At 70.0% G+C, this 26,229-nt stretch carries 24 protein-coding genes and 1 pseudogene; 19 read left to right on the top strand and 6 right to left on the bottom strand.

Annotated elements, in window-relative coordinates; translation table 11 throughout:
* Position 1 precedes the first annotated feature (1 nt).
* The 11 genes and pseudogenes from AB0M73_RS13125 to AB0M73_RS13175 all read left to right on the top strand — a co-directional run bounded on the left by AB0M73_RS13125 (position 2) and on the right by AB0M73_RS13175 (position 15,643).
* The gene (locus tag AB0M73_RS13125) at positions 2–2,470 is read left to right on the top strand and encodes an NADH-quinone oxidoreductase subunit G (protein WP_363890553.1); all 2,469 of its coding nucleotides are present in this window, start codon (positions 2–4) and stop codon (positions 2,468–2,470) included.
* Entirely contained in the window at positions 2,467–3,807 is a 1,341-nt protein-coding gene (nuoH, locus tag AB0M73_RS13130) for an NADH-quinone oxidoreductase subunit NuoH (RefSeq protein ID WP_363890556.1), read from the top strand. Before AB0M73_RS13125 ends, nuoH begins: the two co-directional genes overlap by 4 nt.
* Entirely contained in the window at positions 3,794–4,318 is a 525-nt protein-coding gene (gene nuoI, locus AB0M73_RS13135; RefSeq protein ID WP_363890558.1) for an NADH-quinone oxidoreductase subunit NuoI, read from the top strand. Before nuoH ends, nuoI begins: the two co-directional genes overlap by 14 nt.
* Before the next feature lie 20 nt (positions 4,319–4,338).
* On the top strand, positions 4,339–5,166 hold the full coding sequence (locus AB0M73_RS13140; RefSeq protein ID WP_363890684.1) for an NADH-quinone oxidoreductase subunit J: 828 nt from the start codon (positions 4,339–4,341) through the stop codon (positions 5,164–5,166).
* Complete coding sequence (nuoK, locus tag AB0M73_RS13145; protein ID WP_043721411.1) at positions 5,163–5,462, top strand: NADH-quinone oxidoreductase subunit NuoK; 300 nt, start codon at positions 5,163–5,165, stop codon at positions 5,460–5,462. Before AB0M73_RS13140 ends, nuoK begins: the two co-directional genes overlap by 4 nt.
* A 15-nt stretch (positions 5,463–5,477) precedes the next feature.
* The gene (gene nuoL / locus AB0M73_RS13150) at positions 5,478–7,406 is read left to right on the top strand and encodes an NADH-quinone oxidoreductase subunit L (RefSeq protein ID WP_363890562.1); all 1,929 of its coding nucleotides are present in this window, start codon (positions 5,478–5,480) and stop codon (positions 7,404–7,406) included.
* Positions 7,406–8,974 (top strand): NADH-quinone oxidoreductase subunit M, encoded by a 1,569-nt coding sequence (locus tag AB0M73_RS13155; protein WP_363890564.1) that lies wholly within the window; start codon positions 7,406–7,408, stop codon positions 8,972–8,974. Before nuoL ends, AB0M73_RS13155 begins: the two co-directional genes overlap by 1 nt.
* 1 nt (position 8,975) lies before the next feature.
* Positions 8,976–10,496, top strand: coding sequence for an NADH-quinone oxidoreductase subunit NuoN (gene nuoN / locus AB0M73_RS13160; protein WP_363890567.1), 1,521 nt, complete (start codon positions 8,976–8,978; stop codon positions 10,494–10,496).
* 703 nt (positions 10,497–11,199) lie between these two features.
* Positions 11,200–12,180, top strand: a complete 981-nt coding sequence (locus AB0M73_RS13165) for a polyprenyl synthetase family protein (protein ID WP_363890686.1) — start codon at positions 11,200–11,202, stop codon at positions 12,178–12,180.
* Positions 12,181–12,289: 109 nt separating this feature from the next.
* Positions 12,290–14,347, top strand: a complete 2,058-nt coding sequence (locus AB0M73_RS13170) for a hypothetical protein (protein WP_363890569.1) — start codon at positions 12,290–12,292, stop codon at positions 14,345–14,347.
* Positions 14,348–14,422: 75 nt separating this feature from the next.
* Positions 14,423–15,643, top strand: a pseudogene (locus AB0M73_RS13175) (IS30 family transposase).
* A 66-nt stretch (positions 15,644–15,709) separates the two neighbouring features.
* Here AB0M73_RS13175 and AB0M73_RS13180 read toward each other — a convergent pair.
* The 4 genes from AB0M73_RS13180 to AB0M73_RS13195 all read right to left on the bottom strand — a co-directional run bounded on the left by AB0M73_RS13180 (position 15,710) and on the right by AB0M73_RS13195 (position 20,118).
* Positions 15,710–16,783 (bottom strand): 2-oxoacid:ferredoxin oxidoreductase subunit beta, encoded by a 1,074-nt coding sequence (locus AB0M73_RS13180; protein WP_363890572.1) that lies wholly within the window; start codon positions 16,781–16,783, stop codon positions 15,710–15,712.
* On the bottom strand, positions 16,780–18,663 hold the full coding sequence (locus AB0M73_RS13185; RefSeq protein ID WP_363890575.1) for a 2-oxoacid:acceptor oxidoreductase subunit alpha: 1,884 nt from the start codon (positions 18,661–18,663) through the stop codon (positions 16,780–16,782). The genes AB0M73_RS13180 and AB0M73_RS13185 overlap by 4 nt, the downstream gene beginning before the upstream one ends.
* Before the next feature lie 252 nt (positions 18,664–18,915).
* Complete coding sequence (locus tag AB0M73_RS13190) at positions 18,916–19,662, bottom strand: enoyl-CoA hydratase (RefSeq protein ID WP_363890578.1); 747 nt, start codon at positions 19,660–19,662, stop codon at positions 18,916–18,918.
* 9 nt (positions 19,663–19,671) lie between these two features.
* Positions 19,672–20,118: an Lrp/AsnC family transcriptional regulator gene (locus tag AB0M73_RS13195; RefSeq protein WP_043731082.1), complete on the bottom strand. Its 447-nt coding sequence runs from the start codon at positions 20,116–20,118 to the stop codon at positions 19,672–19,674.
* 75 nt (positions 20,119–20,193) lie between these two features.
* Between AB0M73_RS13195 and ddaH the strand changes: the two genes are divergently transcribed.
* The 5 genes from ddaH to AB0M73_RS13220 are packed head-to-tail and all read left to right on the top strand — an operon-like array spanning position 20,194 to position 22,590.
* A complete protein-coding gene (gene ddaH, locus AB0M73_RS13200; protein WP_363890581.1) occupies positions 20,194–21,063 on the top strand; it encodes a dimethylargininase in 870 nt (289 codons plus the stop codon).
* A gap of 41 nt (positions 21,064–21,104) precedes the next feature.
* Positions 21,105–21,494 (top strand): PPOX class F420-dependent oxidoreductase, encoded by a 390-nt coding sequence (locus AB0M73_RS13205; RefSeq protein ID WP_363890583.1) that lies wholly within the window; start codon positions 21,105–21,107, stop codon positions 21,492–21,494.
* A gap of 39 nt (positions 21,495–21,533) precedes the next feature.
* Positions 21,534–21,836: a hypothetical protein gene (locus tag AB0M73_RS13210; RefSeq protein WP_363890585.1), complete on the top strand. Its 303-nt coding sequence runs from the start codon at positions 21,534–21,536 to the stop codon at positions 21,834–21,836.
* A 37-nt stretch (positions 21,837–21,873) separates the two neighbouring features.
* A complete protein-coding gene (locus AB0M73_RS13215; protein WP_363890586.1) occupies positions 21,874–22,185 on the top strand; it encodes a polysaccharide deacetylase family protein in 312 nt (103 codons plus the stop codon).
* A gap of 15 nt (positions 22,186–22,200) precedes the next feature.
* Positions 22,201–22,590, top strand: a complete 390-nt coding sequence (locus AB0M73_RS13220; protein WP_363890588.1) for a hypothetical protein — start codon at positions 22,201–22,203, stop codon at positions 22,588–22,590.
* A gap of 75 nt (positions 22,591–22,665) precedes the next feature.
* Here the strand turns inward: AB0M73_RS13220 and AB0M73_RS13225 are convergent, their stop codons facing one another.
* Both AB0M73_RS13225 and AB0M73_RS13230 read right to left on the bottom strand, forming a co-directional pair.
* Entirely contained in the window at positions 22,666–24,114 is a 1,449-nt protein-coding gene (locus AB0M73_RS13225) for a hypothetical protein (RefSeq protein WP_363890590.1), read from the bottom strand.
* Positions 24,115–24,221: 107 nt separating this feature from the next.
* Positions 24,222–24,605, bottom strand: coding sequence for a hypothetical protein (locus AB0M73_RS13230; protein WP_363890592.1), 384 nt, complete (start codon positions 24,603–24,605; stop codon positions 24,222–24,224).
* A gap of 126 nt (positions 24,606–24,731) precedes the next feature.
* On the opposite strand from AB0M73_RS13230, the gene nuoB reads away from it, so the two are divergent.
* The 3 genes from nuoB to AB0M73_RS13245 are packed head-to-tail and all read left to right on the top strand — an operon-like array spanning position 24,732 to position 26,229.
* Positions 24,732–25,157, top strand: coding sequence for an NADH-quinone oxidoreductase subunit NuoB (gene nuoB / locus AB0M73_RS13235; protein WP_363890593.1), 426 nt, complete (start codon positions 24,732–24,734; stop codon positions 25,155–25,157).
* A complete protein-coding gene (locus AB0M73_RS13240) occupies positions 25,154–25,735 on the top strand; it encodes an NADH-quinone oxidoreductase subunit C (RefSeq protein WP_363890595.1) in 582 nt (193 codons plus the stop codon). The genes nuoB and AB0M73_RS13240 overlap by 4 nt, the downstream gene beginning before the upstream one ends.
* On the top strand, positions 25,732–26,229 hold the full coding sequence (locus AB0M73_RS13245; protein ID WP_363890597.1) for a 4Fe-4S binding protein: 498 nt from the start codon (positions 25,732–25,734) through the stop codon (positions 26,227–26,229). The genes AB0M73_RS13240 and AB0M73_RS13245 overlap by 4 nt, the downstream gene beginning before the upstream one ends.

Genomic DNA, 26,229 nt, shown 5'->3' on the forward strand with positions numbered 1-26,229 from the left:
GATGACTGTCGCACCTGAGAAGCCGACGTCGTCGGAGCTGGTCGTCCCCGAGGGCCACGTGAAGCTCACCATCGACGGGCTGGAAGTGGTGGCTCCCAAGGGAGAGCTGCTGATCCGGACCGCCGAGCGGTTGGGCATCGTGGTGCCGCGGTTCTGCGACCACCCGCTGCTCGAACCGGCCGGCGCCTGCCGGCAGTGCCTGGTCGAGGTGGAGATGGGTGGCCGGCCGATGCCGAAGCCGCAGGCCAGCTGCACCATGACCGTGGCCGACGGCATGGTGGTCAAGACCCAGCGCACCTCGCCGGTGGCCGACAAGGCCCAGCAGGGCGTGATGGAGCTGCTGCTCATCAACCACCCGCTGGACTGCCCGATCTGCGACAAGGGCGGCGAGTGCCCGCTGCAGAACCAGGCACTGGCCCACGGCCGCGCGGAGTCCCGGTTCGTCGAGACGAAGCGGACCTTCCCCAAGCCGATCCCGATCTCCAGCCAGGTGCTGCTGGACCGGGAGCGCTGCGTGCTGTGCCAGCGCTGCACCCGGTTCTCCAAGCAGATCGCCGGCGACCCGTTCATCGACCTGCTGGAGCGCGGCTCGCAGCAGCAGATCGGCGTGGCCGAGGAGCAGCCGTTCCAGAGCTACTTCTCCGGCAACACCATCCAGATCTGCCCGGTCGGCGCGCTCACCAGCGCCGCCTACCGGTTCCGCTCCCGCCCGTTCGACCTGGTGTCCACGTCGAGCGTGTGCGAGCACTGCTCGTCCGGCTGCTCGCAGCGTTCGGACTGGCGGCGCGGCAAGGTGACACGCCGGCTGGCCGGCGACGACGCGGCCGTGAACGAGGAGTGGAACTGCGACAAGGGCCGGTTCGCCTTCCGCTACGCCACCTCGGCCGACCGCATCCTGCGGCCGATGGTGCGTGACGAGGAGACCGGCGAGCTGGTCGAGACCTCCTGGACGGACGCGCTGCGCAAGGCGGCCGACGGCCTGGCCGCGGCCAAGGCCAACGGCGGCGCGGGCGTGCTGGCCGGCGGCCGGGTGACGGTCGAGGACGCCTACGCGTACTCGAAGTTCGCCCGGGTCGCCCTGGGCAGCAACGACGTCGACTTCCGGGCGCGCGCGCATTCCATGGAGGAACTGGACTTCCTGTCCTCGCACGTGGTCGGCACCTCCCCGGACAACGGCGGCGTCACGTACGCCGACCTGGAGTCCGCGCCCGCCGTGCTGTGCGTGGCCTTCGAGCCGGAGGAGGAGTCGCCGATCGTCTTCCTGCGGCTGCGCAAGGCATCCCGCACCGGAAAGACGAAGGTCTTCCACCTCGGCCAGCACACCAGCGGCGCCGTCGAGAAGACCAACGGCACTCTGCTGCGCTGTGTTCCCGGCGGCGAGCCGGCGGCCATCGAGGGCCTGTTCTTCAACTCCACCACCGCGGGCGCCTTCGAGGCGCTGTCCGGCAGCGGGGCGGTGATCCTCGTCGGCGAGCGCGCCGCCGAGATCCCCGGCCTGTTCTCGTCGGTGCTGCGGCTGGCCGAGCGCACCGGCGCCCGCGCGGCGTGGATCCCGCGCCGGGCCGGCGAGCGTGGCGCGCTGGAGGCCGGCGCGCTGCCGAACCTGCTGCCCGGCGGGCGTCTGGTCACCGACCCCACGCTGCGGGCCGAGGTCGAGCAGGCGTGGGGCCTCGCGGCCGGCGCGCTGCCGGCCCAGCCCGGTCGCGACACCGACGGCATCCTCGCCGCGGCGGCGTCCGGCGAGCTGGCCGGACTGCTGGTCGGCGGCGTCGACCCGTACGACCTGAGCGACCCGGAGCTCGCGCTGCGGGCCCTGGACAAGGCCTTCGTGGTCAGCCTGGAGCTGCGGCCCAGCGCCGTGACCGAGCGGGCCGACGTGGTGCTGCCGATCGCGCCGTCCGCGGAGAAGTCCGGCAGCTACCGCAACTGGGAGAACCGCGACCGCGCCTTCAGCACCACGCTGGACGGCACCGGCGCGCTGCCCGACTGCCGGGTGCTGGACACGCTGGCCGTCGAGATGGACGCGGACCTGTTCACGCAGACGCCCGCGGCCGCGGCGGCCAACCTGGCCCGGCTGGGCGCCCCGCGCACCAGCCGCCGGGCCGAGCCGCCCGCGGTGCCGGCTCCGGCGGCCCCGACCGCGGCCGAGGGCCAGGTGCTGCTGGCCAGCTGGCGGCAGCTGATCGACAACGGTTCGCTGCAGGACGACGAGCCCAACCTGGCCGGCACGGCCCGCACCGCCGTGGTGCGGGTGTCGCCGTCGACCGCCGACAAGCTCGGCGTCGTCGAGGGGCACGCCGCGACCGTGGCCACCGACCGCGGCAGCGTCACGCTGCCGGTCGAGCTGGCCGACCTGCCGGACGACGTGGTGTGGCTGCCGGGCAACTCCGGCGGCTCGCGGCTGCGCCGGACCCTGGGCGTCGGGCACGGCGCGACGGTGACCTTGCACGCTGGCGGAGGGGACGCATGAGCTACCTATCAGCCCCCAGCCCGAACACGGGGCAGCTGCTGGCCGGCGACCCGCTGTGGCTGGTGATCGTCAAGACCGTGGGCATCTTCGCCTTCCTGGTCGTGATGACGCTGTTCATGATCTGGTTCGAGCGCCGGGTGGTGGCCCGGATGCAGCACCGGCCCGGCCCCAACCGGGTCGGTCCGGCCGGTCTGCTCCAGTCGCTGGCCGACGGCCTCAAGCTGGCGTTCAAGGAGGACATCCGGCCGATCCTGGCCGACAAGTGGGTGTTCTTCCTGGCGCCGGTGATCTCCGCGGTGCCGGCCTTCCTGGCCTTCTCGGTGATGCCGCTGGGCGGCGAGGTCAACATCTTCGGCTACGACACCGCGTTGCAGCTGGCCGATCTGCCGGTCGGCGTGCTGGTGGTGCTGGCCTGCTCGTCCATCGGCGTGTACGGCATCGTGCTGTCCGGCTGGTCCTCCGGCTCGCCCTACCCGCTGCTGGGCGCGTTGCGCTCGGCCGCGCAGGTGATCTCGTACGAGATCGCCATGGGCCTGTCCATCGTCGGCGTGGTGCTGCTGTCGCACTCGATGTCCACCGCCGAGATCGTGAACTCGCAGCAGGGCCCGTGGTACGTGCTCACGCTGTTCCCGAGCTTCGTGATCTACCTGATCTCCATGGTCGGCGAGACCAACCGGGCCCCGTTCGACCTGGCCGAGGCCGAGTCCGAACTGGTCGGCGGCTTCCACACCGAGTACAGCTCGCTGAAATTCGCGCTGTTCTTCCTGGCCGAGTACATCAACATGGTCACCGTCTCGGCCTTCGCCACCACGCTGTTCCTGGGTGGCTGGCACGCGCCGCTGCCGTTCAACCTGATCGCCAACGGCTACTTCGACAGCGGCTGGTGGGGCCTGCTCTGGTTCGTGGGCAAGATGATGGTCCTGCTGTTCGTGTTCGTCTGGCTGCGCGGCACCCTGCCCCGCATGCGCTACGACCAGTTCATGCGCATCGGCTGGAAGGCCCTGGTGCCGATCAGCCTGGTCTGGATCGTGTTGGTGGTCTGCGTCCGCGCCTTCCCACACGCCCAGGACTGGCCCGTGGTCGGCACGATCATGCTGGTCGGGATCATGATCGTCGCCGTGCTGGTGGTGGTCGCCCTGATCCCCGAACGCAAGCAGGCCTCCGACCCGGACCGGGTCCTGGTCACCGGCGGCGGCTACCCGCTGCCCCCGCTGGACCTGAAGGTCCCGAAGGCGCCCAAGCGCCGCCAGGTCGTGGCCAAGCCGGCCGAATCGCCTGAACCCGCTGCCGTGGCGGCGTCGTCCACCCCGAAGGAGGCCAGCGATGGGGATTCTTGATCCCCTCAAGGGCTTCGGCGTCACCTTCTCGACGATGTTCAAGAAGGTCGTGACCGAGCAGTACCCGGAGGACTACCGTCCGACCGCCGCGCGCTACCACGGCCGGCACCAGCTCAACCGGCACCCGGACGGGCTGGAGAAGTGCGTCGGCTGCGAGCTGTGTGCCTGGGCCTGCCCGGCCGACGCGATCTTCGTCGAGGGCGGCGACAACACCGAGGACGCGCGCTACTCGCCCGGTGAGCGGTACGGCAAGGACTACCAGATCAACTACCTGCGCTGCATCGGCTGCGGCCTGTGCATCGAGGCCTGCCCGACCCGCTCGCTCACCATGACCAACTTCTACGAGTTGGCCGACGACGACCGGCAGCGCCTGATCTTCACCAAGGAAGACCTGATGGCGCCGCTGCTGGCCGGCATGGAGCAGCCGCCGCACTCGATGCGGCTGGGCGAGAACGAGCAGGACTACTACGTCAACGGCCCCGAACTCGCGCGAGGGGAGGCGGCCAAGTGAGCGCGCTCATCCAGTTCGTGATGCAGCAGCAGGAGACCGCGCCGCCCGCGCCGGACGTGGTCACCACGGGCGAGGCCATCGGCTTCTGGATCCTCGGTCCGCTGGCCCTGCTCGGCGGGCTGGGCATGCTGTTCGCCCGCAACGCCGTGCACTCGGCGCTGTTCCTGGTGCTGACCATGCTCAGCCTGGGCGTGCTGTACATGCTGCAGCAGGCGCCGTTCCTGGGCTTCGTGCAGATCATCGTCTACACCGGCGCCGTGATGATGCTGTTCCTGTTCGTGCTGATGCTGGTCGGCCGGGACAGCTCCGACTCCGTGGTGGAAGTGCTGCGCGGGCAGCGGGTCATCGCCGCGATCTTCGGCATCGGCTTCGCCGGTGTCGCGGTCTCGGCGCTGCTGCGGGCCGTGTCGGCGGTGCCGTCGGTCGGGCTGGCCCAGGCCAACCAGGGCGGCAACCTCAACAACGTCGGCAAGCTGATCTTCACCGACTTCCTGTTCCCGTTCGAGCTGACCTCGGCGCTGCTGATCACCGCCGCCGTCGGCGCGATGGTGCTGGCCTTCGTCGGCAAGAGCAAGCAGGCCCTCAAGTCCCAGCGCGAACTGGTGATCGAGCGCTTCCGCGGCAACCGGCCCTCGCCGCTGCCCGGCCCCGGCGTGTTCGCCACGGCCAACTCGGTGGCCACCCCGGCGCTGCTGCCGGACGGCTCCGTGGCCCCCGAATCGCTGTCCGAGCTGATCGAGGCCACCGCCTCGGAGACGTTCGAGCACGACCGGGCCGAGGTCGCCGGCGCCGAGCACCACGCCGACGCGCACGCGCTGACCGGCACGAGCGAGGAGGCGAAGCGATGACGCCGACCTACTACCTGCTGCTGTCCGCGCTGCTGTTCAGCATCGGCGCGATCGGCGTGCTGGTCCGCCGCAACGCCATCGTCGTGTTCATGTGCATCGAGCTGATGCTCAACGCCGTGAACCTGACGCTGGTGACGTTCTCGCGGATCAACGGCCAGCTCGACGGCCAGGTGATGGCGTTCTTCGTGATGGTGGTGGCCGCCGCCGAGGTCGTGGTCGGCCTGGCCATCATCATGGCCATCTTCCGGACCCGTCGCTCGGCCTCGGTCGACGACTCGAACCTGCTCAAGTACTAAGGGGCGACCGGGAAAATGACGGATATCTCCGCGGTCGGGCAGTTCGCCTGGCTGCTGCTCGTGTTGCCCCTGGTCGGCGCGGTCATCCTGCTGCTGGCCGGCAGGGCCGCCAACAAGTGGGGCCATCTGCTCGGCTGCGCGACGGTGCTGGCCGCCTTCGTGTACGGCGTGATCCTGTTCTTCGACATCACCGGGCACGAGGCCGACAAGCGGGTCTCGGAGCTGCACCTGTTCTCGTGGATCCCGGTGAAGTCGCTGGCGATCGACTTCGGGCTGCGGCTGGACCCGCTGTCGGTGACCTTCGTGCTGCTGATCACCGGCGTCGGCGCGTTGATCCACATCTACTCCATCGGCTACATGTCGCACGACGACGGGCGGCGGCGGTTCTTCGCCTACCTCAACCTGTTCGTCGCGGCGATGCTGCTGCTGGTGCTGGGCAACGGCTTCGTGACGCTCTACTTCGGCTGGGAGGGCGTGGGTCTCGCGTCCTACCTGCTGATCGGCTGGTACCAGAACCGGCCGTCCGCGGCGACCGCGGCCAAGAAGGCCTTCCTGATGAACCGGGTCGGCGACGTCGGCCTGGCCATCGCGATCTTCCTGCTGTGGGCCAACCTCGGCACCACCCAGTACACCGAAGTCTTCGCGCGGATCCACGAGCTGTCGCCGGGCACCATCCTGGCCATCAGCCTCCTGCTCCTGCTGGGCGCCTGCGGCAAGTCCGGCCAGTTCCCGCTGCAGTCCTGGCTGCCCGACGCGATGGAGGGCCCGACCCCGGTCTCGGCCCTCATCCACGCGGCAACCATGGTCACCGCCGGTGTGTACCTGATCGCCCGGTCCAACCCGATCTACGACCTCACCGAGGACGGGCGGCTGGTCGTCACCATCATCGGCACGATCACGCTGCTGATCGGGTGCATCGTGGGCTGCGCCTACGACGACATCAAGAAGGTGCTGGCCTACTCCACCGTCAGCCAGATCGGGTACATGATCCTCGCGGTCAGCCTCGGCCCGATCGGCTACGCGCTGGGCATCGTGCACCTGCTCACGCACGGCTTCTTCAAGGCGGGGCTGTTCCTCGGGGCCGGTTCGGTCATGCACGGCATGAACGACGAGGTCGACATGCGCAAGTTCGGCGGCCTGTACAAGCGGATGCCGATCACGTTCGTCACCTTCGGCCTCGGCTACCTGGCCCTGATCGGCTTCCCGTTCCTGTCCGGCTACTACTCCAAGGACGCCATCATCGAGGCGGCGTTCTCCGGAGAGGGCTGGCACGCCTGGGTGTTCGGCGGCGCGGCCATGCTCGGCGTGGCGCTGACGGCGTTCTACATGACCCGGCTGATGCTGATGACCTTCTTCGGCAAGGAACGCTGGAAGGACATCAAGTCCGAGGACGGCAAGGACTTCCAGCCGCACGAGTCGCCGGCCGTGATGACCGTGCCGATGATCATCCTGGCCGTCGGCTCCATCGGCGCCGGCTGGTTCCTCACCAGCGGCGACCGCCTGGCGCAGTGGCTGGAGCCGTCACTCGGCCAGCTCCGTGAGCACGGCGAGGGCCCGATCCCGGAGATCGGCCTGACGGTGATCTCCCTGGCGCTCATGGTGATCGGCGCCGGCGCGGCCTGGTTGTTCGTCGGCCGTAAGGACGTTCCGCTGGTGAAGCCGGAGAAGGTGTCCTGGCCCGTCCGCGCGGCCCGCGCCGACCTGTACGGCAACGCCGTCAACGAGGCGCTGTTCGCCAAGCCGGGCGAGGCCCTCACCCGGGGCCTGGTCGTGCTGGACGACAAGGGCGTCGACGGCGCCGTCACGGGGCTGGCCGGCACTCTCGGCTTCCTGTCCTCGCTGCTGCGGCGCACCCAGACCGGGTTCGTCAGGTCCTACGCGCTGACCATGCTGGGCGGCTCCGTCCTGGTGGTCGCGGCACTGCTGATGGTGAGGTTCTCCTGATGGGAACTGGGTTGCTGATCGCCCTGCTGGTGCTGCCGCTGGTCGGCGCGCTGGTGGTGGCGTTCCTGAAGAACGACGACCGGACCGCCAAGATCACCGCGCTCGGCGTGACCCTGGCCGAGTTCGTGCTCGCGGTGCTGCTGTGGATCAGCTACGAGCCGGGCGGCGCCCGCATCCAGGCCTCCTCCTCGGTGGACTGGATGTCGCAGCTGGGCGTACACCTGTCGTTCGGCGTCGACGGCATCGCGCTGGTGATGATCGGCGTGATCGCCCTGCTGGTGCCGATCGTGATCGGGGCCGGCTGGGCCGACAAGCTGCCGACGGGTCGTTCCGCCGGCGGCTTCCTGTCGCTGATCCTGGTGCAGGAGGCGTTGATGGTCGGCGTGTTCGCCGCCACCGACGTGTTCCTGTTCTACGTGCTGTTCGAGATCATGCTGATCCCGATGTACTTCCTCATCGGCGGTTACGGCGGCGCCCGCCGTCAGTACGCGGCGGTGAAGTTCTTCCTGTACTCGTTCCTCGGCGGCCTGATCATGCTGGCCTCGGCGATCGGCTGCTACTCGCTGGCCGCCGACAAGCTGGGGCACGGCACCTTCGACTGGGCGACGCTGGTGACCGTGGTGCGGGACGCGCCGCTGGGCACCCAGGTGTGGCTGTTCTTCGGCTTCTTCCTGGCCTTCGCCATCAAGGCGCCGCTGGTGCCGCTGCACACCTGGCTGCCCGACGCCGCCGAGCAGGCGCCGATCGGCGTGGCGGTGATCCTCGTCGGCGTGCTGGACAAGGTCGGCACCTTCGGCTTCCTGCGCTACCTGCTGCCGATGTTCCCCGAGGCCAGCAAGGTCCTGGCGCCGCTGGTGCTGGTGCTGGGCGTGATCGGCGTGCTGTACGGCTCGCTGCTCGCGGTCGGGCAGACCGACCTCAAGCGGCTCATCGCGTACGTGTCGATCGCCCACTTCGGCTTCATCGCGATCGGCATCTTCGCCTTCACCTCGCAGTCCGAGGTCGGCGCGGTGTCGTACATGGTCAACCACTCCATCGCGACCGGCATGCTGATCCTGGTGATCGGCATGGTGATCGCCCGCGGCGGGTCGACCAAGATCGCCGACTACGGCGGCATGTCGAAGCTGACCCCGGTGCTGGCCGGCCTGTTCCTGGTGGCCGGCCTGTCCACGCTGTCGCTGCCCGGCACCAACTCCTTCATCTCGGAGTTCCTGGTGCTGCTGGGCTCCTACCCGACGCAGCCGGTGTACGCGGTGCTGGCCACCATCGGCATGATCCTGGCCGCGCTGTACGTGCTGTGGCTGTACCAGCGGGTCATGCAGGGTCCGGTGCGGGGCAACGCCCTGGTCGGCGTGTCCGGCGGTCCGGGCGCGGCCACCGACCCCGGCAAGGCCGCGGTGACTGACCTGAACAAGCGTGAGCTGCTCGTGCTGGCGCCGCTGGTGCTGTTGATTCTGGTGCTTGGTGTGTACCCCAAGCCGGTGCTGGACATCGTCGGCCCGTCGGTGTCGGCGACCATGAGCGCGGTGGGCGTGACCGATCCGGTGCCCGCGCAGGAAGGCAAGTGACGTGCTCTCCAATTTCCTCCTGCAGGCCCCGAGCCAGATATCGCCGCCCGATGTGTCGTACGCGGCGATCGCGCCCATCCTGATCATTCTCGGCGCGGCCTGCCTCGGCGTGCTCTTCGAGGCCTTCCTGGCCAAGGAGTCGCGCTGGGCGGCCCAGGTCGCGCTGTGCGTGGTGGCCATCCTGGCCGCCGGCGTCGCGCTGATCCTGTTCATGAACAGCGACGCCGCCAAGGGCGGGGTCGCCGGGCACACCGGCGTGCTGACCCTGGCCAACGTCATCTCCATCGACCAGCCCGCCCTGTTCCTGTGGGGCACGCTGCTGGCGCTGGGCCTGCTGGCCCTGCTCCTGCTGGCCGACCGGACCGTCGACCCGGAGGGCGCGCTCCAGACCGAGGCGTTCCCGCTGTTCCTGTTCGCCCTCGGCGGCATGCTCGTGTTCAGCGCGTCCAACAACCTGCTGACCATGTTCATCGCGCTGGAGGTGCTCAGCCTCCCGCTGTACCTGATGTGCGGCCTGGCCCGTAAGCGCCGGCTCATCTCGCAGGAAGCCGCCGTCAAGTACTTCCTGCTCGGCGCCTTCGCCTCGGCGTTCTTCCTCTACGGCACGGCGCTGCTGTACGGCTACGCCGGCTCCGTGCGGCTCGCCGACATCGCCAGCGCCGCCGTCGGCACCGACCGGTCCGACACCCTGCTGTTCGCCGGCCTCGGGCTTCTGGTCGTCGGCCTGCTGTTCAAGGCCGCCGTCGGTCCGTTCCACACCTGGACCCCGGACGTCTACCAGGGCGCTCCCACCCCCGTGACCGCCTACATGGCCGCCTGCACCAAGGTCGCCGCGTTCGGCGGCATCCTGCGGGTGCTCACCGTCGCCTTCCAGTCCACCCAGTGGGAGTGGCGGGGCGTGCTGTGGGCCGTGTGCATCGTGTCCATGGCCATCGGCGCCATCTTCGGTCTCACCCAGACCGACGTGAAGCGCATGATCGCCTACTCCTCGGTGGCCCACGCCGGCTTCCTGCTGGTCGGCGCCATCGCCATCAACGCCGACGGCCTGCAGTCCACCCTGTTCTACCTGGTGGCCTACGGCTTCACCACGATCGCCTCGTTCGGCGTGATCTCCCTGGTGCGCAAGGGCAACGGCGAGGCCTCCGACCTGTCCGAATGGGCCGGCCTGGCCAAGCGGTCGCCCCTGGTGGCCGCCGTGTTCACCTTCCTGCTGTTGGCCCTGGCCGGCATCCCGCTGACCAGCGGCTTCATCGGCAAGTTCGTGGTCTTCTCCGCCGCCCTGCGCGACGGCATGGCCCCCCTCGTCGTCATCGCCCTGATCTTCAGCGCCGTCGCCGCGTTCTTCTACCTGCGCGTCGTCGTCCTGATGTACTTCAGCGAGCCCGCCGAGGACGGCCCCACCGTCACCGTGCCCGGCACCTTCACCATGGTCGCCATCTCCCTCGGCGTCTTCATCACCCTGGTGCTCGGCGTCGTCCCGGGCTTCCTGCTCGACTGGGCCCACGTCGGCTTCCTGGGCTGAGCCCCGTTTTCCACCCGAAAGGGGCGGTCCCATCCGGGACCGCCCCTTTCGCGTCGTCTGAGGGTCCTCACCAACAAAAAGACCCGGCCCCTCGCGAAGGTCGTTCGCGGTCGGCCCGGCGCCGGGATTGACGGTGGCGACGGGCACATGCAGCCGCGCCCGTTCGAGCGGGAACTGGAGATCGCTGTCGTTGGACAGCACGATGGCGGCGTCCACCTCGTCGGTGAGCACGTCGGTCTTGGGCCGCGGCACATACTTGCCGTCCGTGATCACCGCGATAGGAGTGTGGGTCCGCAGTGCGCCGATGTAGGTCTGCTGGTCGGCCAGCGAACTCGGGTCACCGGCTCGATCGCGCGGCGCGGTGCAGTAGGCGAACCGGGTCAGCCGGGGGTTCGGCCAGATCCTGGGGTTACACGCCAACTCTCGTTACGTTGGGTGACCGATTGGCGGAATTCATGTACGCGTCGTAGTTTGCGGGTGGTGGATCGCGAGACGACCGTCCGTGATCGGGTGACTGCGGGGCGACGCGACGGAGCTATCCTGGAGTTCTCCGCACCACTACCCAGGCACGACGGATCTCGCGGCGATTACGCTGCTGGGGACGTGACACTACTGCTGGGGAAACAGCCAGCAGCCGGGCCGCTGTAGGGGACACATCCACGTGACGGGCAACCAGCACACGCATACCGCCTCGGAGCGGGGCATCCGATTCGACTTCGCCGATCCGGCGCTGGCCGACGCGGTGCAGGACGGCCTGGGCAGAGTCGAGAACCTGCTGCGGTCGGTCGTGCAGAGCGATCTCGACTTCGTCACGGAGACCTCGCTGCACCTGGTGGACGCGGGGGGCAAACGTTTCCGTCCGCTGTTCACGCTGCTGGCGGCGCAGTTCGGGGACGCGGACCGTGAGGACGTGACCAAGGCGGCGGCGGTGGTGGAGCTGATCCACCTGGCCACGCTGTACCACGACGACGTGATGGACGAGGCGACGATGCGCCGCGGCGCGGTCAGCGCCAACGCCCGCTGGGACAACACGATCGCCATCCTGACCGGCGACTTCCTGTTCGCGCACGCCTCGAAGCTGGTGGCCGACCTGGGCACGGAGGCGGGCCACATCATGGCGGCCACCTTCAGTCAGCTGGTCACCGGCCAGATGCGGGAGACGATCGGCCCGGCCGCGGGCCAGGACCCGGTGGCGCACTACCTGAAGGTCATCGACGAGAAGACGGGCTCGCTGATCGCCACGTGCGGCCGGTTCGGCGGCATGTTCGCGGGCGTGGGCCCGGACCAGGTGCGGGCGCTGAGCACGTTCGGCGACGCCTGCGGCTCGGCGTTCCAGATCTCGGACGACATCATCGACATCGCCTCCCCGGCCATCGAATCGGGCAAGACGCCCGGAACGGACCTGCGCGAGGGCGTTCGCACGCTGCCGATGCTGTACGCGCTGACCGATCCGGACCCGCAGGGCGACCGGCTGCGCGAGCTGCTGGCCGGCCCGATCACCGACGACACCCTGGTGGACGAGGCCCTGAAGCTGCTGCGCGAGTCGGCCGGCATGGAGCAGGCCCGGCAGACGCTGAACGGCTACGCGGACCGGGCCCGGGCCGCCCTGGCCGCGCTTCCCGCCGGTCCGGCCCGGGACGCGCTCGACTCGCTGGCCGACTATGTGGTGGCACGCACATACTGAACAGCTCACCCGTTAGTGTCATGCTGCCCTGAACGAGCAAGGCCCCCGAACGGGCCGGCGGCCGTTAGCCTGCCGCAAGGGCCAGCAGGCACTAGGAGGGTGTAGTCCGGTGATGTGGGTGTTCGGGCAGGTGTGGTTGCTCTGCCTGCTTGCGTTCGTGATCGGCGCGGTGTTGGACCACCTGCTGTTCACACGTCCGCTACGCAGGCAGGTCAGGACGCTGGAGATCCAGCTGGCCAAGGCGAAGCGGGCCGAGGCCCTACCACCGCCGGTGCCCGCGGAGACCGACGCCGAGCGGACCGGCATCGTCGACGAGCGGCCGTTGGCCAACGCCGGCTGGGACCAGGACCGGCGGCCCTCCTGGGAGCGTGAGCACGACCAGGAGCAGCGCACGCTGTCCGCGCCGGTCCCCGAGTCGGACGGCTACGCCCCGACGCCCGAACCGGGCGGTTACACCCCCACGCATGAGCCGGACCTCGGCTACGCCCAGCCGTATCAGCAGCCGGAGCCCTACCAGCAGCCGGAACCGGTCGAGCCGGCCACGACCTTCGCGACCGCTCCCTCCTTCGAGCAGCACGACCACCACGCCGAGCCGGAGTCGGAGCCCGTCCACGAGCCGGCCCCGACGGTCGAGCCGGAGCCCGCCGTCGCGGAGCACGAGCATGAGCCCGAGCCCGAGGCGGACCCCGAGCCGCAGCCGGTGCCCGAGCAGCCGCAGCCGCCGGCCGACGACCAGCCGACCCAGATCCACGCTCCGGTCCCGGCCGCGCCGCCGATCCCCAACCCCAGCCCGGCCGAGATGACGGCCGCGATCAACCGGCTGGTCGGGGAGGCGAACGCGGCGGAGACCACCAGCATCCTGCCGCCGGCTCGCGACGACCACGAGGACATGGAGCTGGCCGACGTCGGCCCGGCGACCCAGGCCCACGGCCAGCTCGCCCACGCCCCGGCCGACGACCTCGAGGACGAGCCCCTCGTCGACGACATCGCCGAGGAGGAACTGACCGCGTCCGAGCGGGAGGCGGCGGCCGAGACCACCGGCCCGGTCAAGGTGTCGGTGATCGCCGCGGCGGAGAAGGCCGTGCAGGAGCGGCGGCTGGCCGGAGAGCTGGCCGAGGACGAGCCGGCGGATCAGGACGAGGAACAGGCCCCGCGGCACAGCCTGGCCGACAACGAGCCGGCGCACGCCTTCGAGCCGGAGCCCGAACCGGCCTACGAGCCGGAACCGTTCCAGTTGCCGGAGCCCTTCCAGTCGGCCGAGCCCTACCAGCCGGTCGAGGCCTTTGAGTCGGCGGACGCGTTCCAGCCGGTGACGGCCTACGAGCCGCAGCCGGATGCCAACCTGGCCGATGCCTTCCATCCGGTCCACGCCTACGCGGAGTCCGGTGAGCAGGCGCCCGAGGCCGAGGACGAGGTGCAGCTGGAGGCGTTGGCCGAGCCGATCCGGCTGGACCCCAACCAGTTCGGCAAGCCGATCCCGCCCGGCGCCCTCACCCCGCCCGGCAGCGTGACCCCGCCGGAGCCGGCCGAGTCGGCGTCGCCGCTGCCGACCCGCCCGCAGCCGCAGCCTCGGCCGGAGCCGGCCCCGATGGAGGCGGTGTCGCGGCCTCGTTCCCTGTTCGAGCCGGTGCTGGACCCGGAGGGCGAGGACCCGTACGACGACCTCGACGGCTTCACGCCGATCCAGGAGCCGACGACCCGGTCGTTCTCGTCCACCGACTCGGTGCCGTTCACCCCGATCCTGGCCCCCGAGCTGCTGGCCAACGAGCAGCCGAAGCCGCCGGTGGTCACGTCCACCCCGGCCGGTCTGCCCAAGCGCACGGTGAGCAACTCGTGGCCGCGCGGCGGCAACGGCCTCGGCGTCGGCCCGCAGCCGTTCGACCCGGCCCCGTTCCGGCCGCGGGCGCTGAGCTCGATGCCGCGCAACACCGACGCGGCCCCGATCCGCCGGCCCTCCAGCGGCGGTCCGCGGACCCCGTTCGGGCCCGGCTCGGCGCTGCCCAAGCCGGACGGTTCGGCCCCCTCGGACGACTACAGCGTCAAGGCGGTCATCGGCACGCGCACGTACCACGCGGCCGGCAGCGGCGACTTCGACGCCGTGTTGGCCGAGGTCTGGTTCCGTAGCACCGACGAGGCCGAGCGGGCGGGCTTCACTTCCGGCTCCTAAGCGAAACGACCAACGGCCCCCGGCGAGATCTTGGGTTCTAGTGGTCGTCGCAACACCCCAGCTCAGGGGGATGCGATGGACTTCGAGATCCGGGACCGGTCAATCAACCAGGGCGGTCGACGTCTGACGCACGAGCGCGAGGCATACCTTGCGCTCGTGCGTCAGGGCGTAAGCAGCAGGGAAGCCTGCAAGATCGTCGGAATCAACAGGCGAACCGGCAAGCGCTGGCGTAACGGCCGTAATCCGTCCGGCCGCGTGGCAGGAGCGCCGCCGATCACCTCGACAGCACCGCAGGTTGTGCGGGGCCGATACCTGTCCGAGGACGAGCGGATCGTGATCGCCGACCGTCGGCGAGCCGACGTCACGATCCGCCAGATCGCTGCCGAGCTGGGCCGCGCCCCGTCCACGATCAGCCGGGAACTACGCCGCAACGCCCACCCCGACAGCAACGACTACCGGCCACACGCGGCCCAGCGTCGGGCCGACGCCCGTCGGCCACGACCGAAACCCAGCAAGATCGCCGCCAACCCAGGCCTGCGCCAGGCCGTCCAGGACGGGCTGGACCTGCGGTGGAGCCCGGAACAGATCGTGCGACGCTTGCGCCGGGACTTCCCCGACCAGCCAGGGATGCACGTGACCCACGAGACGATCTACCAGGCCCTCTACGTCCAAGGCCGCGGCGAGCTCTGACGTGAACTGGCCGCCGCCCTGCGCACCGGCCGTGCGCTACGCCGCCCTCGCCGTCAGGCCCAGCAGCGCACACCCCGTATGGCCGCCCCGATGGTCATGATCAGCGAGCGTCCCGCCGAGGCCGCCGACCGGAACGTGCCCGGTCATTGGGAAGGCGACCTGATCATCGGCAAGGACAACAAGTCCGCCATCGGCACGCTGGTCGAGCGGGCCACCCGCTACGTGATGCTGGTCCACCTGCCGACCGGGCGCACGCCGGACAAGGTCCGCGACGCGCTCATCGACACCATCAGCGGCTTGCCCGTACACCTGCGGCGCTCGCTGACCTGGGACCAGGGCAGCGAGATGCATCTGCATCACCAGTTCAGCCTGGCCACCAACATGCCGGTCTACTTCTGCGACCCGCACTCACCCTGGCAGCGCGGCAGCAACGAGAACACCAACGGCCTGCTACGCCAGTACTTCCCCAAGGGCACGGACCTGTCCGTGCACAGCCGCGAACACCTCGACGCGGTCGCGGTCCAGCTCAACGGCCGCCCACGCAAAACGCTCGGCTGGGACACCCCAGCCGAGCGCTTGGCTAAGCTCCTGACCGACGCCAGCTAGCTACTTGTGTTGCAACGATCCCTAGAAACCGCCGATCGCCGGGGGCCGTTCGTCGTATGTGAGCCGTCAGTCGGCCAGCACGGTCCAGGTGTCCTTGCCACGCAGCAGACCGCCCAGATCCGCCGGCTTGGCGGCCTTGGCCGTCTCGACCTGGTGCCGGGCCAGGTCGTCGTAGGTGGCCCGCTGGACGTTGCGGAACACGCCGGTGACGGTGTGGTCCAGGTTGTGGTTGCCCAGTCGGGACAGCGCGAACGCGTAGGACGGGTCATCGAGGGTGGCGTCGTGCACGACGAGGTTCTCCTCGCCGACCTCGGCCACCTCGACGACCTTCAGCGAGCCGGTCTTCGGGTCGCGGGCCACGCCGTGCTGGCCCTGCGCCCCGAACTTGATCGGCTCGCCGTGCCGCAGCGGCACCAGCCGCTCCTCGCGCTCGCCCGACTCCTTGAGCACGTCGAACGCGCCGTCGTTGAAGATCGGGCAGTTCTGGTAGATCTCGACCAACGCGGAGCCGCGGTGCTCGGCCGCGGCCCGCAGCACCTCGGTGAGGCCCTTGCGGTCGGAGTCCAACGCCCGGCCCACGAACGACGCCTCGGCGCCCAGCGCCAGCGACACCGGGTTGAAGGGGTGGTCCAGCGAGCCCATGGGCGTGGACTTGGTGACCTTGCCCTCTTCGGAGGTGGGCGAGTACTGGCCCTTGGTCAGGCCGTAGATCCGGTTGTTGAACAGCAGGATCTTGAGGTTGACGTTGCGGCGCAGCGCGTGGATCAGGTGGTTGCCGCCGATCGACAGCGCGTCGCCGTCGCCGGTGACGACCCAGACCGACAGGTCCTCACGCGAGGTGGCCAGGCCGGTGGCGATGGCCGGGGCACGCCCGTGGATGGAGTGCATGCCGTAGGTGTTCATGTAGTACGGGAACCGGCTGGAGCAGCCGATGCCCGACACGAACACGATGTTCTCGCGCTTGAGGCCGAGATCCGGCAGGAAGGACTGCACGGCGGCGAGCACGGCGTAGTCGCCGCAGCCCGGGCACCAGCGCACTTCCTGGTCGGTCTTGTACTCCTTGGCCGTCTGCTTGCCCTCGAAGGTCGGCACACCCGCGAGCCCGCCCAGCTGAGGTAGCCCGAGATCGATCGCGGTCACGCGTCCAGTCCCTTCACGAAGTCGATCAGCACGTCCTGGAGTTCCTCGGCCTTGAACGGCAGACCCGCGACCTTGGTGTAGGACACCGCGTCGACCAGGTACTTGGCCCGGATCAGCATGGCCAGCTGGCCCAGGTTCATCTCGGGGATGACGACCTTGTCGTAGCGGGCCAGCACCTCGCCCAGGTTCTTGGGGAACGGGTTGAGGCTGCGCAGGTGCACGTGGGCGACGTCCATGCCCAGGCGGCGCACCCGCCGGCAGGCCGCGCCGATCGGGCCGTAGGAGGAGCCCCAGCCCAGCACCAGCACGCGGGCCGCGCCGGACGGGTCGTCGATCTCGGCGTCGGCCACCGTGATGCCGTCGATCTTGGCCTGGCGCAGCCGGACCATCTTGTCGTGGTTGTCCGGGTCGTAGGAGATGTTGCCGGTCTTGTCGGCCTTCTCCAGACCGCCGATCCGGTGCTCCAGGCCCGGCGTGCCCGGCACGGCCCACGGGCGGGCCAGCGTCTCCGGGTCGCGCAGGTACGGCCAGAACTCGCCCGAGCCGTCGGTGGCGTTGGGCTCGGTGGCGAACTCCACGCTCAGGTCCGGCAGGTCCTCGACGTTCGGGATCATCCACGGCTCGGAGCCGTTGGCGATGTAGCCGTCGGACAGCAGCAGCACCGGCGTGCGGTAGGTCAGCGCGATGCGGGTCGCTTCGAGGGCGGCGTCGAAGCAGTCCGCGGGCGAGCGCGGCGCGATGATCGGCACCGGGGCCTCACCGTTGCGGCCGAACATGGCCTGCAGCAGGTCGGCCTGCTCGGTCTTGGTCGGCAGACCGGTGGAGGGGCCGCCGCGCTGGACGTCCAGCACGATCAGCGGCATCTCGGTCATCACGGCCAGGCCGATGGTCTCCGACTTCAGGGCGATGCCCGGGCCCGAGGTCGAGGTGACGCCCAACGCGCCGCCGAAGGCCGCTCCGAGGGCGGCGCCGATGCCGGCGATCTCGTCCTCGGCCTGGAACGTGGTCACGCCGAAGTTCTTGTGCTTGGCCAACTCGTGCAGCACGTCGGAGGCCGGGGTGATCGGGTAGGTGCCGAGGAACACCGGCAGCTTCGAGCACTGCCCGGCCGCGACGATGCCGTACGCGAGCGCGGTGTTGCCGGTGATCTGGCGGTAGGTGCCGGTGGCCAGCTTGGCCGGGGCGACCTCGTAGGTGACGGCGAAGGACTCGGTGGTCTCGCCGTAGTTCCAGCCGGTGTGGAAGGCCAGGATGTTGGCCTCGGCGATGGCCGGGTTCTTGGCGAACTTCTCGCGCAGGAACCGCTCGGTGCCCTCGGTCGCCCGGTGGTACATCCACGACAGCAGGCCCAGCGCGAACATGTTCTTCGCGCGCTCGGCGTCCTTCTTCGACAGCCCGGTGGGCTCCAGCGCGGCGCGGGTGATGGTGGCCATGGCCACCTGGTGCACGTTGTACTGCGCCAGGGACTCGTCCTCGAGCGGGTTCGCGGCGTAGCCGACCTTGGTCAGGTTGCGCTTGGTGAACTCGTCGGTGTTGACGATCAGCGTGCCGCCGGCCGGGAGGTCCGCGATGTTCGCCTTCAGCGCGGCCGGGTTCATCGCCACGAGCACGTCGGGGCGGTCGCCGGGGGTGAGGATGTCGTAGTCGGCGAAGTGCAGCTGGAAGCTGGACACTCCGGGCAGCGTGCCCTGTGGCGCGCGGATCTCGGCGGGGAAGTTCGGCAGGGTGGCGAGGTCGTTGCCGAAGGCGGCGGCCTCGGACGTGAACCGGTCACCGGTGAGCTGCATGCCGTCACCGGAGTCGCCGGCGAAGCGGATCACAACCCGATCAACCTTGCGGACGTCCGTCGTGCGCGTCCCCCTACCCACGTCAATACTCATGGGCTCGACAGTGCCTTTCTCCTCGGCCACGTCACGCCCTGGCCGACTGGCGGCGCCGGCCCGGCGCTATCTCACGAGCGTAGTCGTCGGGCAACCGGTGTTCTCGCAGTCTTTGGTGATCACTGTTCACCGTCGGCTCGGCGCGGCGCTCCCACCTGCTGTTAACGGTACTTACCGCCGGTAAGATGAGACTTCGTTCTGCGGCGCACGTCACAGTAATGTGCGTCGCTGTCCGACATGTGGGATTTCCCCTCAATTGCTGCTGATGCGCCGCCGCAGCGCCGCCAGCCGCTCGGCGAAGGCCGGTGAGTCGATCGACTCCAGCTGCGGACGGATCTCCAATTCCACGGCGTCGGCGTGCGCGTCGGCCGCCGCCGTGGCCCGCATCGTGCGCTTGGTGGCGATCACCAGATCCCGGGGCGCGTCCGCCGCCTTCGCGGCCAGCTGGACCGCCTGCTCGACCACGTCGTCGACGACATCGAGCACCAGGCCTGCCCGCAGCGCCGCCTGTGCGTCGTGCACCTGGCTGAACAGCGTCATCGCGGCCGCCTGCTGCGGACCGACGATTCGTTGCAGCATCCACGTCATGCCGCCACCGGGGTGAATGCCCAGCTGGAGGAACCGGGCATCGAACTTCGCGCGGGCGCCGGCCAGCCGCACATCGCAGGCCAGCGCCAGGTTCAGGCCCGCACCCACGGCGGCCCCGTTGACCGCCGCGACCGTCGGCAGCGAGCAGTTCGCCACCCCCAGGAAGCCCGCGTAGATGTCCCGCAGGCCCCGCTCCCGGGCCTCGCCCAGCGCCGTCAGGTCCGCGCCCGCGCAGAACGCCGGCGGCGTCCCCGTGACGACGATCGCGCCTGTGCCTTCGTCCGCCTCACAGGCCCGCACCGCCTCGGCCAGCTCGGTGGCCAGGGCCAGGTTCAGGGCGTTGCGGCGGTCGGGGTCGTGCACCGTCAGCACCGCGACCCGGTCGCGGCGGTCGACAAGGATCTGGCTCATGGCCGCAGGCTAGTGCTCGGGGGCCGGCGGACGATCCAGCAGCGTGGAAAGCACCACCGTGGAGATCGTGCGGTCCACGATGTCCAGGCCGCGCAACCGCTCCAGCACCGTCTCCAGGTGGTGGATGTTGGCCGCCCGCAGGTGCACGATCGCATCCGCCGCGCCCGACACCGTGTACGCCGCGACCACCTCGGGCAGCGGCTCCAACCGGCCGCGGATGTCCGACGGCGGGATGTTGCCCCGGCAGTGCACCTCCACGAAGGCCTCCGTGCCCCAGCCCAGGGCCTCCGGGTCGACCACCGCCGTGAAGCCGCGGAGGACGCCCAGATCGAGCAGTTTGTCCACCCGGCGCTTCACCGCCGGGGCGCTCAGGCCCACCGCGCTGCCGATCTCCGCGTAGCTGGACCGGGCGTCGGTCACCAGGCACGAAACGATTCGCTGGTCGATGGCGTCCATACGCAACATTCTGCACCATTGGACGCAATGCAGCGGCGTTGATCGATGGTCCTCGCACCATTTACATTTCGATCCATGTCCGCCACGCTCGACGCGCCGCTCCCCTCCTCGGAGCAGATCGCCCAGGTTCGGGTGCCGACCACCCGTCGGTACCTGATGTGCCGCCCGGAGTACTTCACCGTCGAGTACTCGATCAACCCGTGGATGGATCCCGCCCGTCCGGTGGACACGCGGGTCGCCGTCGAGCAGTGGACCGCGCTGATGCAGACCTACCAGGCGCTGGGGCACAAGGTCGAGCTCATCGACCCCGAGCCCGGGCTGCCCGACATGGTCTTCGCCGCCAACTCCGGCACCGTCATCGACGGCGTCGTGCTCGGCTCCCGGTTCCGCGCCGAGCAGCGGGCCGCCGAGGCCGACCACTTCCGGCGCTGGTTCCTGCGCAACGGCTACCGCGACGTCACCATGCCCACCTCCGTCAACGAGGCCGAGGGCGACTTCGCGTGGACCGGCACCGTGCTGCTCGCCGGCACCGGCTTCCGCACCGACCCCGGCGCCCACGCCGAGGCCCAGGAAGTCCTCGGCGTCCCCTTCGTCTCCCTGCGCCTCGTCGACCCCCGCTACTACCACCTCGACACCGCGCTGTTCGTGCTCGACGACCGCTCCTCGCGGCCCGAGATCTGCTACTACCCCGAGGCCTTCTCGCCCGGTTCCCAGCGGGTGCTCCGCCGCCTGTTCCCCGAGGCCGTCATCGCCACCGCCACCGACGCCGAGTGCCTCGGCCTCAACGGCGTCTCCGACGGCCACAACGTCGTCCTGCCCGCCGAGGCCACCGCCCTCGGCTCACGCCTCGCCTCCCGTGGCTACGAGCCCGTCTACGTCGACATCTCCGAGCTCCGCAAGTCCGGCGGCGGCCCCAAGTGCTGCACCATGGAACTGCGGGACTGATCGCCCGGAAGACTCCCGGCCCCGGCGGCGTTGCCTCGTACATGGAGCTCGACGAGACAACCCGCACCCTGTTGGACGGCAAGAACTTCGCCACCGTCGCCACCCTCGACCGCGATGGTGGCCCCCACACGTCCGTCGTCTGGACAACCACCGACGGCAACGCTGTGCTGTTCTCCGTCACCGCCGACAAGCAGAAGGCCCGCAACCTGGCCCGCGACCCCCGCATCAGCCTCACCGTCTTCGACGCCGCCAATCCCTACCACTCGGTCGACATCCGCGGCACCGTCGAGCTCATCGAGGACCCCGACAAGTCCCTGCCCCGCCGCCTCTCCCAGAAGTACCTCGGCCAGGACCCGCAACCCGAACCCGCCGACGTGCGCCGGCTGATCGTCCGCATCACCCCGCACAAGATCACCGGCTTCTCGGCCTGACCGCCGAAATCGTCAAGCGCGGGCTGACAAGCTGATCCCATGAGGTTTCGGTTCCGGGATGCGATGCGGCTGATGCGCAAGCACGACCCGCAGCTACAGGAGGACGGCTTCCATATGCTGCGGCCGCATGCGGCGGAGCACGTGGAGGAGCTGATCGCGGAGTTCCGGGCCGAGAAGGAGGATCACGGGCTGCGGTGCTGGCTGGTGGAACTGATCGGCGACGCCCGGTCGGAGGCGGCGCGGCCGCTGCTGACGGAGCTGCGGGACGACGAGGACGAGTCGATCAGGGGCTGGGCGAAGCGGGGCCTGGAGATGCTGGGCGGCAAGGAGTCACGCGGCTGAGGGACAACCCGGAGGGCGGGCTCCGCGTCGGCCGGTCATGCGCAAGGTGCTGATCATCTCCGCGGTGGTGCTGCTGGTGCTGGTCGGCGGCGGGGTGGGGCTGTATCTGCTGATGAACGCCCGCACCTTCCAGCTGTTCGGCGGCCTGACGTATCGGGTGGACACGGAGCAGAAGGTGGTGGCGCTGACCTTCGACGACGGGCCGTCGGACAAGGCGGCGTCGATCGAGAAGGCGCTGGCCGGCCAGCACGTGCCGGCGACGTTCTTCCTCATCGGCGACGAGATGGAGAAGCACCCGGGGGTGGCCGAACAGCTGGCGGCGCAGGGGCATCAGCTGGCCAACCACTAGTACACGCACAGCCGGATGGTGTTCGTCGGGGCCGACTTCGTGGCCTCGGAGATCGAACGGACCGATGCGCTGATCCGCAGGGCCGGCTACCAGGGCGACATCGTGTTCCGGCCGCCGTACAGCAAGAAGCTCTTCCAGCTGCCGCGCTACCTGGCCGACCACGACCGCAGGACGGTCACCTGGGACGTGGAGCCGGACTCCGACTCTGGCGACCCGGCGCACGACGACCCGAACGCGATCGCGCGGACGACGCTGGACCAGGTCCGCCCGGGCTCGATCATCCTGCTACACCCGTGGAACGCCGACCACGACGCCGATCTCGCGGCCCTGCCGCGCATCGTGGACGGCCTGCGGGCCAAGGGTTATCGCTTCGTCACGGTGAACGAGCTGCTGGCCACGCACTGACTGTCGTAAGGACCCGCACGACCGTCGGCCACTTGATCGGTGACCGACGGTCGTGAGTCCACTCTGGATGGTGACCTACGCGGTGACGGCTTCCGGCTCGACGACGCCGATCAGCTCGGCCACGTCCGGCTCGGCGATGTCCAGTGCCGGCTCCAGCCGGCCGAGGCCGGTGCCCCAGTCCTGGTCGGCCAGGGCGAACGCGGACACCACCAGCGGCGCGGCGGCCCGGCCGGGGCGCACCATGTCCTGGAACAGGTCCAGCTCCAGCCGCCCGCCGATGCGGCCCGGCCGCAGCCGCAGCGTCCCATGTGGAGCCTCGTCCTCGTGCGCCCACCGACACGCCCACTCGGTCCACACGATCGGCCGCTCGATCTCGTGCGTCGGCGACACGGCCTTCACGTTGGCGCCGATGGTGCTGATCCGGTTGTTGTCGGCCGCCGCGACCAGCATGTCCTCGAACTCCATGGAGCCGATGCCGATGTCGTGGCCGGCGACCAGCGCCACCTGCACCAGGGCGATCGGCACCTGCGGCAGCGCGTCCTCGAAGCACGTCATGGCGCCGCCGTAACGGGTGTTGATCTCCGTCGGCCGGAAGCCGTCGGCGGTGGCCACACCGTCCAGGGTGAACGTGCCGCGGTAGCCGACGGTGGTGCGCAGCTGCTCGCCGACCCGGCGGGCCAGGTTGCGCATCTCGTCGCGGATCTGCGCGGGCGGGTCGTAGAAGCTCGCGCACCCGGCGTACAGGAAACGCGCCGACTCGGTGCGCCGCGGCACGACCATCTCGATCGGACGCAGCACGGCGGTGCCGTCCGGGAACACGATCCCGTGCACGGACACCGGAATGCCCTCCAGGAACGGCATCACGCGGATGAAGTCGCACTTGGACGCCAGGTGCCGGAACACCCGCCTGGCCTCGGACCGGGTCCGCACGCGGCGCACGAAGTTGGCCCCGCCGTTGATCGCCGGGCCGTCGCCCGACCACACCACGCCCCAGCCGCTGTCCAGCAGCTTGGACGCCTCCCACAGGGAGTTGAACGACTCGCCCGCGGCGTCGAAGACGGCGGCCGGCGCGTGCGGCACCGACAGGTCCCGCCACAGCGAGTCGATCGTCGTCTTGTTCTCCAGCGCCACCCACTCGGGTTTGCGGCAGTTCAGCACGGGGCGGCCGCCGACCTCGGGCAGCGCCATGTAGTGCGAGCCGATCACCAGCGCGTCGCCCGTCGGGTCGAACTCGCGCAGCGCCCCGGCCAGCTCCGGGGCGGGACTACTCAGCGCTTCCTCAAGGCCCATCTGCTCCGTGGCGATCAGACCGCTGATGCCCAGGGTGAGCCAGGTGGCCACCTGCGGGTCGTACAGCGGGGCGGAATCGTCGGTGCTGATCACGAGCGTGCGGTCGGCGCCGAGGTGGTGCAGTTCCTGCACGCGCCTGGACAGCCGGGTGCCCCCGGCGAGCACGACCTGGCGACCGCCGAACAGACCACGGAGGCGCTCGGAGAGCGCACGAAACTGATGATCCATAGTCATGGACTCACTTAGCTGAAGTGCCTTGAGGCCGGCGAGCGCCGGATGCCCGAAGCATAGAGCCCGCCGCCTGGTCGCCAAAAGCACGGTCTGGCAACGGTATCGGGGCCTCAGCGCGAAATCATGCGGTCCGCCCGCGCGGTCGGCATCAACATCACCATCCGGTTCACGCTGCCCTGCGCCCTGACCCAGGTGCCGGGGTCGGCGAGCACCTCGTCGACCTCGCGGTCGTCCAGTTCGGGGGCCTCGTCGAAGATCGCGTTGCACGGTTCCCTGATCTCGACCAGGTCCCGGTCGATCAGATCCCGCACCACCCGGCGGAAGCGGGGGATCAGCGCCCTGATCGCCTCCTCGTCGGCGCCCGGGATCCAGACCGTGCCGCCCCGCTCGGAGTGCCCGAGGAAATCGGAGATCACCCCGTTGAGGTAGGCCTCCTCAATTGTGTTGATCATGACCCAGTACTCTTCGGGCCCGAGTTCCTCCCAGAAACTCACGCCGCCTCCTTCGTCGGCCGCGTGAGCACCGCTACTGTGATCGATGGTTCGCGCGCAAGCTCGCTCACGTGCCCATCTTCGCCGCCGGCACAAGCCCCGCCATTGGCACGTCTAGGCTTGCGCTTCGTGACCACGACGACGTCGACCGTTCGGCTGAACTGGGGCACCCGTTACGAGGTGACGGTGCTCGATCTGGGCCTGGCCTGCTGCGGCGTCGAGGTGATGGCCGCACTGCACGGACGCGGCGAGGACACCCCGGAACCGGTCTCGGCGGACGCCCCCGAGGTCGCCCATGTGCTGGTCGTCTCCGGAACCGTTACCGATGTGATGCTGCCCGCCGTCGTCGCCAGCTACGACGCGATGCCCGCACCCAAGTACGTGCTGTCGGTCGGCGCGTGCAGCAACACCGGCGGCCCCTACTGGGATTCCTACTGCGTCACCAAGGGAATCGACCAGATGCTGCCGGTGGACGTGGCCGTGCCCGGCTGTCCGCCCCGTCCGGAGGCCCTCCTGGACGGCCTCCGCGCCCTGCACCGCATGGTGACGTCATGACCGCTGCCTCCGCCGAACTCGCCGCGCGAATGGTGGACCTGCTGCCATCTGGCGCTACCAAGTCCGCTTTCGCTCAGTCCGTGGTCACCGTTGCGCTGGCTGATTGGGTGACCGCCGCTCGGCTGGCCCGTGACGAACTCGGCTGCACGCTGTTCGACTGGCTGGGGGCCGAGGACGCCGGCCGACCCGGCGCCGTGGGCGAGCGGCACACCGTGCTGCTGCACGTGGTTTCCCCGGCCAGCCGCGACGGCCTGCTTCTGCGCACCGAGGTGGGCGTGGGCGAGGAGCTGCCCAGCGTCGCCGCGGTGTGGGCCGGTGCCGCCTGGCACGAACGCGAGGCCGCCGAGATGTTCGGCCTCGCGCTCGTCGGCCCCGAGCCCGCGCACCTGCTGCTCTCCGAAACCTTCGCCGGGCACCCGCTCCGCAAGGACTTCGTGCTCGCCTCACGTGTTGTGCGCCCGTGGCCCGGCGCACTGGAACCCGGCGAGTCCACCGCCGCCCCCAGCCGCCGCCGGCTCGCCCCGCCCGGCGTGCCCGATCCGTCCTGGGGTCCGCGCCGAGAGGAGGAGCAGTCATGACCGACGTCACCGAGGGCGCCCAGTCGCCGGCCCGCACCCGCGGCGTGATCGCGCTGCTCGAGGCCAACTGCACGGTGTGCATGATCTGCGCCCGCGAGTGTCCCGACTGGTGCATCCACATCGATTCGCACACCGAGACCGTGCACCAGGAGGGCGCGGCCCGGCCCCGCCAGCAGAACGTGCTGGACCGGTTCGCCATCGACTACGGCCAGTGCCTGTACTGCGGCATCTGCGTCGAGGTCTGTCCCTTCGACGCGCTGCACTGGGCACCCGAGCACGACTACCCGGGCACCGGCGAGCATGCCGTCGCTGAACTCGTGCACGAGCGTTCTGACCTGGGCAAATGGGTCGCGCAAGTGCCCCCGCCGCCGCCGCTGGACGCCGCCGCCGAGGCCGCGCCCGAAGCCGCCGCGACGCGCCCGGGCCGTGGTGCCCCCGGAACTGGGACCAGGCCGGGAGCGTTGTCAGGAAGGACGAGACGACCCGGAGGCTGA

Source organism: Kutzneria sp. NPDC051319 (genome assembly GCF_040682195.1).
In the GTDB taxonomy this organism is placed as follows: Bacteria; Actinomycetota; Actinomycetes; order Mycobacteriales; family Pseudonocardiaceae; genus Kutzneria.

Coding starts and splice junctions, on each gene's coding strand:
- AB0M73_RS13125 (WP_363890553.1), top strand. CDS start 2: ATGACTGTCGCACCTGAGAAGCCGACGTCGTCGGAGCTGGTCGTCCCC.
- nuoH (WP_363890556.1), top strand. CDS start 2,467: ATGAGCTACCTATCAGCCCCCAGCCCGAACACGGGGCAGCTGCTGGCC.
- nuoI (WP_363890558.1), top strand. CDS start 3,794: ATGGGGATTCTTGATCCCCTCAAGGGCTTCGGCGTCACCTTCTCGACG.
- AB0M73_RS13140 (WP_363890684.1), top strand. CDS start 4,339: ATGCAGCAGCAGGAGACCGCGCCGCCCGCGCCGGACGTGGTCACCACG.
- nuoK (WP_043721411.1), top strand. CDS start 5,163: ATGACGCCGACCTACTACCTGCTGCTGTCCGCGCTGCTGTTCAGCATC.
- nuoL (WP_363890562.1), top strand. CDS start 5,478: ATGACGGATATCTCCGCGGTCGGGCAGTTCGCCTGGCTGCTGCTCGTG.
- AB0M73_RS13155 (WP_363890564.1), top strand. CDS start 7,406: ATGGGAACTGGGTTGCTGATCGCCCTGCTGGTGCTGCCGCTGGTCGGC.
- AB0M73_RS13185 (WP_363890575.1), bottom strand. CDS start 18,663: ATGAGTATTGACGTGGGTAGGGGGACGCGCACGACGGACGTCCGCAAG.
- AB0M73_RS13190 (WP_363890578.1), bottom strand. CDS start 19,662: ATGAGCCAGATCCTTGTCGACCGCCGCGACCGGGTCGCGGTGCTGACG.
- AB0M73_RS13195 (WP_043731082.1), bottom strand. CDS start 20,118: ATGGACGCCATCGACCAGCGAATCGTTTCGTGCCTGGTGACCGACGCC.
- ddaH (WP_363890581.1), top strand. CDS start 20,194: ATGTCCGCCACGCTCGACGCGCCGCTCCCCTCCTCGGAGCAGATCGCC.
- AB0M73_RS13205 (WP_363890583.1), top strand. CDS start 21,105: ATGGAGCTCGACGAGACAACCCGCACCCTGTTGGACGGCAAGAACTTC.
- AB0M73_RS13210 (WP_363890585.1), top strand. CDS start 21,534: ATGAGGTTTCGGTTCCGGGATGCGATGCGGCTGATGCGCAAGCACGAC.
- AB0M73_RS13215 (WP_363890586.1), top strand. CDS start 21,874: ATGCGCAAGGTGCTGATCATCTCCGCGGTGGTGCTGCTGGTGCTGGTC.
- AB0M73_RS13220 (WP_363890588.1), top strand. CDS start 22,201: ATGGTGTTCGTCGGGGCCGACTTCGTGGCCTCGGAGATCGAACGGACC.
- AB0M73_RS13225 (WP_363890590.1), bottom strand. CDS start 24,114: ATGACTATGGATCATCAGTTTCGTGCGCTCTCCGAGCGCCTCCGTGGT.
- AB0M73_RS13240 (WP_363890595.1), top strand. CDS start 25,154: ATGACCGCTGCCTCCGCCGAACTCGCCGCGCGAATGGTGGACCTGCTG.
- AB0M73_RS13245 (WP_363890597.1), top strand. CDS start 25,732: ATGACCGACGTCACCGAGGGCGCCCAGTCGCCGGCCCGCACCCGCGGC.